The organism is Serratia sp. 121840015-1, from assembly GCF_053627655.1.
In genome coordinates, this window is record NZ_JBSEYF010000003.1 from 292,781 (window position 1) to 304,573 (window position 11,793).

The following is an 11,793-nucleotide window of genomic DNA, read 5'->3' on the forward strand; positions in this document are numbered from 1 at the left end:
CCTTATTTATTTGCGGCGATTAACCGAAAAGTCCCAAGAGGGCAGTTCGTCTGAACAGGCTGATGTGTTATCGACTTTTGGTTGTTGTGCATCGAGATAGCCTTTTATTTCCGGCAAGGCGATCGTCATGTCCTCAGAAACCTTCTCGATTAACTGCGTAAAGGCGACGGCAAGATTTGCGATTACGTCGGGTGTAAACAAGGCTGTGCGGTAATCCAGCCCGCCTTCCATTGCACCCTGTATGGTAACCAGCGACAGTTTTATGTCGTGCACGTCCAGCAGAAATTCCGCATCGAGCAAGGTGGCCTTAATGCCTGATAACGTCCATGGCGGGGTCGCTACGTCATGCAAGACGAACCACGAGCGGTAAATCGGCGCCGACTGCGACATTTTTCGCTTCGGTCGCAGCGCGTTGACGATTTGATCGAACGGCAGATCCTGATGCCGGTAGGCATCCAGACAGGTTTGTTTGACGCGCAGGCACAGATCTGCAAAGACGTCATGGCGTTGGAAGCGAGTGCGGATGGCGAGGCTGTTCACCATAAATCCGATGACGCCGGCGAGTTCGGGACGGGAACGATGGCCTGCCGCCGTTCCCACCACGATGTCGTCTTGTTGACACCACCAATGCAGCAGCAACTGCCAGGCGGTCATATACCCCATGAAAGGCGTGACACCCAGTTTGGCGCAGAGTGCATCGAAGCGTGCGGTGAGCGTCGCGCTTAAATGGAAAGGATGACGCGCGCCGGTAGCGGTCAGACGGCCGGTATCGACAGGCGTTGTCGGCAAAGCCAGCACCGGCAGATTATCGCCGAGCTGATTGACCCAGTAATCCAATTGGGTGTTAAAGGTCCGGGATGCGCATTGCGTTTGCTCCCATTGCGCGACGTCAAGGAAATTGAGCCTGTCGGACGATTCGGCAGGTGTCCTCCCTGCGACGAGAGCGTTATATATCTCGCTGATCTCACCCGCCATAATGGCAGTGGACCAGCCATCCCATACGATGTGATGCACGGCGATGATCAGGAGGTGACACTGTGCGGAGAATGCGATGAGGCTGGCTCTGAACATATCGCCGCAACGGGTATCGAACGGGCGTGTCGCCGCGGCCGCAAGTGCGCGCTGCATGTAGCCCTCTCGCTCGTGAGAGGGGATGTCGAACGCCTCTTCCAACTGCAGCTGAAATGAGGTCTCCAGCGACGGGGACATATAGGCGTCAGCCCTATCGTCGAGAATGCGGCATGTCAGCACCGAATGTCTGGCGACAAAGATTCGCAGGGCCTGGGACAAGGCATCCACATTAAGCAAGCCGTTCAGTTCGAAAGGTTCCACCAGGTTGTAGGTGCAGTTTCCCGGATGAAGCTGATCATGGAACCACAGCCGCTGTTGGGCGGAGGAAAGCGGCCAGCGGGACATGGCCGGTACCTTGACGATAGGCGGCAGTTCGTCCTCGGTGCGCTCCACATCCAGCGCATTCCTGACGGCTTCAGCAATGCCCCGCATGTTGGGCGTTTCAAAGGCGGCGCGAAGCGGGAATGCCGGGGTAAATTCTCGGCGAATTTGGGTCACCAAATCGGTGAGACGGCGTGAGTCAATCCCGGATTTAAACAGATCTTGGGTAACGCTCAACGCCTCGCCACCCAAAATATTCTGGCCAAGCCGGCAGAGACGACGCTCGATATCGTCCGCCGGAGCGATAAATTCACCGCTATGGCGTGACAGTTGCGGCGTCGGCAGCTGTGAAATATCGACTTTGCCATTGGCTGACAGCGGCAACGTCGGCAGGATTATAATGACGCTTGGCACCATGTAGTCCGGCAGTTGTTCGGCAAAATGACGATGAAGCTGCATTTCGTCGAGCGTGGCATCTTGCCTCGGGCAAAGATAGGCGAGTAGCAGCGCTGAGCCGTCCTGGCGGTGAAGACGAACCACACAGCGATCGACTCCCGGGTATTTACCGGCGGCGCGCTCTATTTCACCGGTTTCAATACGGAATCCATTGATCTTTAGTTGATTGTCTCTGCGCCCCAAAAATTCGATGGTGCCGTCAGGCAACCAGCGTCCCAGATCGCCGGTTTTGTATAATCGCTCGTCGCTTTGCGGATGGGTGATAAAGCGCGCTGCCGTTTCTTCGGGATTGTTCAGGTAGCCGGCGGCCAGCCCTTTGCCGGCGATATAAAGCTCGCCCGCAACGCCTTCGGGCCGGTGGCGAAGATGGGTGTCCAAAACATAGAAACGTTGGTTTGCCAAAGCCTTGCCATAAGGAATGCTGGTCATCGTCGGATCGATATCCTGGATGAGGTGGAAAATGGACCAAATGGCGGCTTCGGTGGCGCCGCCAAGGCTGACGCGCAGGGCGTTTGGCATTGCGCGGTGAATTTTCTCCGGTAAAGCAACGTTGATCCAATCGCCGCTCATCATGACCAGCCTGATGCTCCTCAGCGTTTCGCTTTGATTGGCGGACAGATGATTGACCAAGAGTTCAACCAAGGCCGGCACCGAGTTCCAGACGGTGACCCGGTATTTCTGCACGCAGGTTTCCCAGTGCGCAGGATCTTTGGCAAGCTCATCTTTCGGCATCACGATGGCCGCGCCGCGCGTCAGTGGCCCGAAAATGTCGTAAACCGACAGATCGAAAGAGAGTGAGGAAAGTGCCAACACGCGATCGTCCTCGCCGATAGCGAAACGCGAATTGATATCGATAACGGTGTTAGCGGCGGCGGCATGGGTGACAATGACCCCTTTGGGCTTACCGGTCGTGCCTGAAGTAAAGATAATGTAAGCCGGCGATGCCGCGTCGATCTCGCCATCGCGCCATTCGTCCGTGAATGCATTCATCGCTTCAGTGATGGGCAGATGCGCGACGGTTGCCGGCCACTCAACGCGCCCGTCGCTGGCGGGCGTCGTTAGTGCGACTCGAATGTCGGCCTCGCTCAAAAGCGCCTGCATACGCCCCTTCGGTAGGGTTGGATCAAGTGGAACATAGACGCAACCGGCGCGCAAAATACCTAACACAGCGGCGACTTGCTGCCAGCCTTTTTCTGCGACTACGGCTACGCGTGCACCGGGCTGGAGCGCCTGCTTGGTCAGCGACAGCGCCACATGGGCGGAGATATTCGCCAAATCCGCATAGGTGAGGACGGTTTCCCCCAGGATAGCGGGCGCCGACGGCTTCTTGTTTGCATAGGCCAAGAAACCCTGATGCAAGCAACTTTCGTCAAAGGCGACGGCCGTACGATTGGCTTCGGCGATGGCGCCGCTGTTGACGCGTTGAGCCAGAGCATCGCGCCAATTGTTTTCATGCCAGATGGCTTCTTCTTTGGGCAAACGCATCAGCAATGCGCGATAGTCCATAAACATGGTGTCAAGCATGTCAGGATCGAAAAGGCCGTCGACCGCATCCCAGTTGATGAGGAGATTGCCTTTTTCTTCGTAAACCTGGCAGTCGAGCCATACGTGTGGCGTTTGCGATATCCCTTCCACCAATTTACCGAGCCGGCTCACAATCGGTTTATCATCGGCGGACGGGAAGATCAGGCTGGTAAAGACATAGGGCATGGTTGGCCGTTCGGCGCTTTTTTCCGCAATGTCTCGCAACATTTTTACGCCGCTGTACTGCAAGGCAGAAAGATCGTCCCAGAGGCGTTTTTGCGTTTTTTTTGCGCGTTGAGTAAAGGTCTCCTCCTGCCGCAGATCGGCTTCGAACAGCAGAACCGAGGTGAAATCCCCCATCACCTGATCGACCTGTGGATGCACCTCCAGACGATTGAAAGCCGGCAGATTCAGGCAAAAATGTGGTGTTTCGCTCCAGTTAGCCAATATCTCCGTATAGGCGGTGAGCAATATGGTGGACGGCGTGAGGCCCTGGCGTGCGGCGGCGTCTTTCAGTTTGCGCCAGACGGCGTTAGGTATCGTCGTTTCCCGGCGAATGAAGCGGCGATGCTCCAGGCTTTGCGGAGCGATTCGCTGCGGCAGGGACGGGGCAGAAGGGAAAGTGTCGACGCGTTTAAGCCAATAGTCGCGAGCGCGCTGATAGGCGGCGCTCTGCTCCAGGCGCTGTTCGGCCAGCACGTAATCTCTGAATGTGATGGCCACCGATTCGGGCTGGTAATCGGCGTGGTAATAACGCTCCTCCAGTTCGCGCCAGAATAACGTAATGCTCCAGGCGTCCATAATCAGCAGATCGAAGCTGACGTGCAGCCGTACGGTGCCATCGGGCAATCGCGAGGCGGAAATATCAAACAGCGGCCATTGATCACAGGGCATCAGCTGATGAGATTTCTGCTCCCTGAGCGCCGTTAACTGAGCCACGGCGTCCTTAGGTTTCAACTGACTAAAATCGTTAGTGTCAATGATATATCGGGGGACGTGGGGGAGAACGCGCTGCATGCCGTCGTGCGTCATGACGGCTCTAAGCATATCGTGTTGAGCGATCAAGGCGTTGAGTGCCTGTTCTAGACGTGCAAGATCCAGATCGGCGCATTCAAACTCTTCATAGGCATGCGCTGCAACATTGCCCGAGTTATTGCCCGCGTTACGTCCAACCCAATATGCGTGTTGAATATCGGTAAGTGGGAACGGCAAGAACGCCTCGTCCGGACGGATTTCCAAGGCGCTTGCATAAATGCTGGCCAGATCTTCTTCCGGTTGCGCCGCTGCGTCGCGTTGCACTGCACGGCTCTCCAAAGCGGCGAGCAAGCTTTCCACCGTCGGAAATTCGAGGATGTCTCCGGGGCCAAAATGCAACCCCAGCGTACGCGCGCGGTTAGCAATCTGGATGCTGAGAATGGAATCGCCACCGAGGTCGAAGAAGTTTTCTTTCGGCTCAATATGCGCGACTCCCAGCGCTTCGCTCCACAGCTGCGTCAGTTTTTCCGCCAGGGTGTTCGCCGGTTTCGCCTGTTCAGGCGCATTTTCGTTGTCGACGGCGCTGATGGCCGGCACCGCGTTAGTGGTTTGCGGTTCGGGGTCGACCCAGTGACGGGCGCGATCAAAGCGGTAAGTCGGCAGCGGAATTTTGTTGCCCCGCGATGAGTGGGGTATCGTCTGGCCGTAACACCAGCGCTGCTCCTGGATGCGCAGAAGTGACGCCGGGCCACTTAATCCCGTGTGCTCGGGCGATAGCAACGGGATGGCGTTGACATCTTTGCGGCCGGCGCCAATGGCGCGCGCAGCTTGGCTCAATGAGGTGCCTGGCCCGCATTCGAACAACAGGAAGGCGTGTTGATCGATAAGCGTTGCCAACCCATCGGCAAAACGCACGGTGCCACGCAGATGACGCACCCAATAATCAGGGGCCGTCGCCTCTTCATCAGTGATCCATGTTCCGCTGAGATTGGAGATAAAGCGCTGACGCGGCGGTGTCAGGGTGACCTGAGCCAGCACGTCACCAAAAGCCTGCAAGCAAGGTTCCATCATGGCCGAATGGAAAGCATGAGAGGTTTCAAGGGCTCGGCAACTGATGCCCTCGCGCTCCAATGACCGGCGAAACGTGTCCATAACATGGGCGGGGCCAGAGATGACGGTCAACGCCGGCCGATTGACGGCCGCGATGGATAGGGCGGAGGGTAGCCGAGAGTGCAGGCTTGCCTCGTCAGACATGACGGCCAACATCTCGCCGTGATCCATGCTTTGCATCAAGCGGCCGCGTGCCGAAACGACCTTGACGGCATCTTCAAGCGTAAAAACGCCGGCGAGGCAGGCTGCGACATATTCGCCGATGCTGTGTCCTATCATGCCTTCGGGGATCAGGCCGGAAGCCAGCCAATGTTTCGCCAGCGCATATTCGACGGCGAAAATCGCCGGTTGCGAAAGCCGGGTTTGCGCCAGCAATTCGTCATTGTCCTGCGCCTTGTTGAACAACAGTGAGCGTAAGTCGTGGTCGATAAACGGTTGGAACAGCTGCGCCAGCCGATCGAACTCTTGGGTGAAGATGTCGCCGGTGTGATACAGGTTGGCTCCCATACCCTGATATTGTGTTCCCTGGCCAGGAAACATAAACGCTATTTTCATCGGCGCGTCGCAGGCTTCTCCGAAGCACATGGTTTTGGCTCGCTCGGTTTCCAGCTGCGCGATGGCCTCTTCCACACTGTCGGCCGTTATGGCGGCGCGCACGGGAAACGCTTTTCGACCTGTCGCCAACGAATAGGCGACATCGGCGAGAGATGCCTCGGTATGGTTGCGTAAATAATGGGCTAGTTGCTGCATTGTCGCGCGCAAGGCGACCTGGTTTTTGGCCGAGAAGCGTAATGCGCAGGTGGCGGGTTCTGCGGCAGGGGAGACGGTGGAAACCGGGGGTTGCTCCATGACGACATGGACATTAGAGCCGCCGATGCCGAAGGCGCTGACTCCCGCCCTGCGTGGCGAGCTTCCTTCCCAGGAAGTTCCTTTACTCGTCACGGTAAACGGGGTACCGGCGAAATGGATGGCGGGGTTGGGCGTCCGGTAATGCAGCGTAGCGGGAATATAATCGTGATAAAGGCTTAGCGCGGTCTTGATAAATCCGGCAATACCGGCACCGGCGTCAAGATGGCCTATATTGGATTTGACCGAACCGATCTTACAGCTTGCGGCTGGACAGTCGTCGCCAAAAGCGGCCGCCAGCGCGGCGATTTCTATCGGATCGCCCAAGCTGGTGGCCGTGCCATGGGTTTCAACGTATCCGATAGCGTCGGGCGTCACGTTAGCAACAGCGTGCGCCATTTGGATAACACGGGTTTGGCCTTCGACGCTGGGGGCGGCATATCCCACTTTTTGTGCGCCGTCATTGTTGGTTGCAGAGCCGCGGACGATGGCATAAATATGATCCCGATCGTTGATCGCATCATCCAGGCGTTTTAATACCACGATCCCTCCGCCATTCCCGCGCACTGTGCCGCTGGCATGTTCGCTGAACGGTTTGCAATGCCCGTCCTGTGAGAGAATGCTGCCCGGTTCATACCGATAGCCTTCTTCAGCCGGGTATTCCAGTGAGATACCACCGGCCAGGGCGATATCACACTCTCCTGCCAGCAGGGACTGGCCTGCAGTGTGTACGGCCAGCAATGAACTGGAACAGGCAGATTGAACGACGATGCTCGGGCCTTTCAAATCGAGTTTGTAGGAGATGCGGTTGGCCGCGTAATCCTTGTCATTGCCAATCAGCAATTGCATTTTGCTGGTGGTGGCGCAAAGCTGCCTATTGTTCGCGAGATTATGCAACCAATACCCGCTGGGACCGCTGCTGACATAGACACCGACGTTTTGTTGGTGACATGTGGCGGCATAGCCGGCGTTTTCCAACGCTTCCCACGCGCACTCAAGTAGCAGGCGTTGCTGTGGGTCAGTGATCGCCGCCTCTTTTGGCGACATAGCGAAAAATTTTGCGTCGAATTGATCGACATCGGTTAGCAGGTAGCCTGCGGGGACGTGCCAGGAACCGTCCGTGGAGGCTTGCGGCGCAAAATCAGCGTGCCAAGTAACGGAATCGATCTCCTGACAGAGATTATTCCAGTAAGCGTCGATGTCTCCTGCCCCGGGAAAACGCCCGGCCATTCCTATGACGGCCAGTTCGATGCCGGTAAATTCATTGTCGAGAGTTTTTTCTAATTCAGGCATGAGCATGATTCCCCTGGGATGTCGGCGGCATGTGCCGAGATAATCTGGCGAGTACGTTTTTCACGTCTTGCAACCAAATATCTTTTTGTTCGTCAAATAAGAAATGGCCAGCATTAAATTCGCGCCATTCGACGGTATTGGCGGTAACGTCTAGCCAGCCGCGAGTTGCCTGGCGATCGATCACCTGGTCGTGCAAGCCGTGGCAAACGTGTATTGGACATGTCAACGGGGCTTTACCCGTTGGTGCATAGCCGTCACTCGCCTCCAAATCTGCGCGGATGGTTGACAGAAAAAGCTCATAAAATTCCGGTGTCGCGGCATCCTGTGCGTTGATGCCACCCAGTTTGACCAGGCAATCGATCAGCTTTTCCGCCGACATCTGATGCCAGTTTTGTCGAGTTTTGTGATAGTGGGGAGACCTCTGGCTGGCGATCAATAGCGCGTGAACGCAGGCACCATGCTGTTCCAGCCGCGTTGCCATCTCATAGGCCAGCAGGCCGCCGTAGCTGATGCCAGCCAACACCAGCGGCGCATCGAGATAGGGTTTAATACGAGCGAATACGTCATCGACCACTTGCTCCAGCGTGGAAAAGGCAGGTTCAATAAAACGTTCTTCTCTGCCGGGAATAACGGGAATAAGAATATTGGCATATTCCTGTAATTCGGCATGCCAGGTACGATATCGGCTGGTACCCCCACCGGCATGAGCAAAGCAAATTAAATTTATGGCCGACGGCCGTGATGCAGACAGCTCACGGATAAAATGATTACCCATGCTAAGTCCTTAATTATTTTATGTGAAAAGGGGAAATAGCTGGCGGGCTGTATTCCCGCCGTGATGCCATTTTTCCTATTTTTATTCAGATTTTTTTAGCGTGACAATTGCGGCAATTAACGAGAGCAACGCCAATAAGGCCAGGCTAAAAGTAATAACCAGGGGAGTTCCGCTATTAAACTCGGCAATAAACTGCGTGGCAACGCTTGCGAGAAGCATACTGATGAACATGCTCAATCCTGCCGCGGTGCCCGCCAGAGGCTTGATCGCACCAATGGCACCGGCCTGCGCTGCCGGGCTGGTGATGCCGTAGAAAATACTGAATACCATCGTTGGGATGACCAGTGCGGGAATCGACCAGATGTTTATCAGGCTTAGCGTCAGAGCGAGCAAGCTGAAAATAAAGCCGATGATGCTGCCCAACAGCAAACGGCGCCGTAGCGACAGACTTTGCGGTAAACGGCTGGCCGACAAGTTACCGATAATGGCGCTGCCAGACACCATCAATAGCAGTAAACTGGCGCCAGAGGCGGAAAGTTGGAAGGTCTGCGTCAGCACGATGGGTGCGGCAGCCATAAAGGCCATAAAGGCCGACTGAGCGAAACCAAATTGAAAGGCATTGCCGAGAAAGGTGGCGTTTTTCGCCAACTGCCCATAGTCATGGAACAGATTGCTTTTGCCTGCTTCTACGCCAGTTTGCGCTTTGCGGGTTTCGGGGAGACTGAACAAGATGATAATAAACACGATGACTGCAATAGCGCCGATCAGAATGAAATTGGAACGCCAACCAAAGTTATCCGTTAATAAACCACCCAATGGCACGCCCAGTAGAGGCGATATCATCATAGAAGCGACCAGTTTCGACATGACATTTGCCGCTTTTTCGCTGTGATAGATATCCATGACGATAATTCGCGCCGCAATAACGCCGGCCGCCCCGCCCGCCGGTTGAATAATACGGCCCAAAATTACGGCTTCAATGGACTGCGCCGATAAACAAATGAAGCTACCAATAATCAGGATCGCCATGCCTAACAGTAATATTGTTCTGCGTCCCAGTCGATCAGCCAATCTTCCATATACCAGACAAGCAAGGGCAAAACTGATCATCGATAGAGAGACTGTCAGGTTGGCGGTCGCAGGTGTTGTTTCAAAGTATTTAACCAGGCTAGGCACTGAAGGCAGGAAAATTTGGAATGAGGTTGGCCCCAAACCTGACAATAGGATGAGAATGAATTGCAATAGGGCGTGATTGACGTGCGTTTGCTCGCTGGCGTTATCAGAGGACATCTGTCTTCCGTTCATTGCTTCTTCCTGTATTGAATGTGAGAGACAGCTAAATACCCGCGACATACCGCAATGGGCATTCACTGCCAAAAACAAATTATTAGAATCTATTTAATTACCTTGCTAACCATTTGTGCCTGTGTTTGGCGAAGTGATTAGGTTTTTTTTGTTGTTTTTAAAAGACTTTTATCATCACGCTGCTGCTGGTAGGGATTGTGATGTTATGTAAGGTTAAGTCCTCTTTTGTTAATCAAAGGTAAATATATGCAAATATTATTTATCTATAAGCTATATCCAAGTCAATCAGTAAGGTTAATTTATTTTAATGTTTTTTCTGCTGATTTAAGGTGAATGTCGCTGCAGGCCTTGATAAGTCTGCAATCAGGCTGTCGTTGAGTATTCCTTGATTTTTTAATAATGAGTGGGCGGTCACAGAATAAAAAGGATGAAAAAAAGAGCTATTTTTATAGCTTATGAAAATAGAAAAAATTGATGTTTTGGTTTTTTGTATTGTTAAATTCGCATAGTGTTGGTTTTAAAAACTGCCTTGTTGTTGCTATTTGGCGATTTTAATCGACTGCGATAATGGGGTTTCTCTCCCGAGCCCTTCCTGTCGTCCATGTTTCCGGGGGCGAAAGAAAAAATGGCGGTCTGATAGGGCGGACTCTGGTTCACGAATTGGGTGATTAATACTTTTTGTGATTATTATGATTGTTAATTATTTGTGCTGATGTTTAATGCTATTGTTTGCGCAAGGATGAATGATTGAACAACGAATTCAGTAAATGTTTGCATGGTATGACGAGGGCTTAGTGACATCTTCACATTCAAACGGGTTTAAGGGGGCGCGTCACTCTCGGCTATATGGCCGTGGATGAGTTTATCGGTTGTTTCATCTCCCCATTCGGCGTTACATCTGGCCGAGCAAACTTACGCGGGGATGACAGTTCTATACATTGGGATTGGTACTGTAGCTCTACCCGATGATGTTGTGTGTTATCCATTCCCTGTAGTGTATTACCCCATCCCTGTTAAGTTTATCCCGCCTTGCGCGGGATTTTTTTTATCTGCGCCGGGCGAGATGCACGCCGCCGGTCATGATGTTGCGGGTGGCTGGCAGGGCGAGAAAATCGTGCGGGAATCCCAGCTCGATGGCGCTGAGATCGTCCAATCGTCGCCAATGATCTTCCGCCAGCGCCACCTTCAATGCGCCGAGGTTATCTTCCAATTGCGCCAGGGTTCGGGCGCCGACGATCGGCGCGGTGACCATCGGGTGACGCAGTGTCCAGGCCAGAGCGATTTGTGATGGGGAATATCCAGTCTCATCAGCTATCTGGTTGACGGCGTCGGCGATATCAAGATTGTGTGCGTTCAATGTCCCCTTGGCGCGCACGGCTTCACGCCGAGAGCCCGCTTCATCGGGCGACGGTTGCAGATCCTGCCGCCGGTATTTGCCGCTTAATACGCCGCCGGCCAGCGGCGACCAAGGGATCACGCCCATCCCCAATTCTTGCGCCATCGGCATCAGCTCGCGTTCGACGGTGCGCTCCAGCAGACTGTACTCGATTTGCAGAGCGATCAGCGGCGACCAGCCACGCAGGTCCGCCAGCATTTGCATTCTCGACGCCTGCCAGGCGGGAAGGTCCGATACTGCCACATACAGCACTTTTCCGGCGCGTACCAAATCGTCCATGGCGCGCATGATCTCTTCCACCGACGTGGTGAAATCCCAGGCGTGCAGATAGAGCAGGTCGATGTAATCGGTATTGAGCCGTTGCAGGCTTCCCTCAACCGATCGCAGCATGCTTTTGCGGTGATTGCCGCCGGAATTGGGATCGTCCGGCTGCATCGGCAGGGTGTATTTGGTGGCGATCACCAACCGATCGCGGCGCCCGGCGGCGAATTCCCCCACGAAACGTTCGGCGCTGCCCTCGGTATAGCGGTTGGCGGTATCGATAAAGTTGCCGCCGCGTTCGACATAAACGTCAAACAGACGGCGGGCTTCGGCCAGTTCGGCGCCCCAGCCCCAGTCGGCACCGAAGGTCATGGTGCCCAGCGCCAGCGGTGAAACGCGCAGGCCGGAACGGCCCAATAAACGATAGTGATCCAGCGATAGTGACGTGTTCATAGGCATT

Annotated in this window: 4 protein-coding genes; all 4 read right to left on the reverse strand. The window is 54.5% G+C overall.

Going from position 1 to position 11,793, the window contains the following annotated elements:
- Positions 1-6 precede the first annotated feature (6 nt).
- Entirely contained in the window at positions 7-7,596 is a 7,590-nt protein-coding gene (locus ACUXAC_RS17665; protein ID WP_387443601.1) for a hybrid non-ribosomal peptide synthetase/type I polyketide synthase, read from the reverse strand.
- A complete protein-coding gene (locus ACUXAC_RS17670) occupies positions 7,589-8,371 on the reverse strand; it encodes a thioesterase II family protein (protein ID WP_072271038.1) in 783 nt (260 codons plus the stop codon). Before ACUXAC_RS17670 ends, ACUXAC_RS17665 begins: the two co-directional genes overlap by 8 nt.
- Positions 8,372-8,452: 81 nt before the next feature.
- Complete coding sequence (locus tag ACUXAC_RS17675; protein WP_060440528.1) at positions 8,453-9,676, reverse strand: MFS transporter; 1,224 nt, start codon at positions 9,674-9,676, stop codon at positions 8,453-8,455.
- Between the two features lie 1,045 nt (positions 9,677-10,721).
- Positions 10,722-11,786: an aldo/keto reductase gene (locus ACUXAC_RS17680; protein ID WP_048322375.1), complete on the reverse strand. Its 1,065-nt coding sequence runs from the start codon at positions 11,784-11,786 to the stop codon at positions 10,722-10,724.
- Positions 11,787-11,793: the final 7 nt, after the last annotated feature.

Coding starts and splice junctions, on each gene's coding strand:
- ACUXAC_RS17665 (WP_387443601.1), bottom strand. CDS start 7,596: ATGCCTGAATTAGAAAAAACTCTCGACAATGAATTTACCGGCATCGAA.
- ACUXAC_RS17670 (WP_072271038.1), bottom strand. CDS start 8,371: ATGGGTAATCATTTTATCCGTGAGCTGTCTGCATCACGGCCGTCGGCC.
- ACUXAC_RS17675 (WP_060440528.1), bottom strand. CDS start 9,676: ATGAACGGAAGACAGATGTCCTCTGATAACGCCAGCGAGCAAACGCAC.
- ACUXAC_RS17680 (WP_048322375.1), bottom strand. CDS start 11,786: ATGAACACGTCACTATCGCTGGATCACTATCGTTTATTGGGCCGTTCC.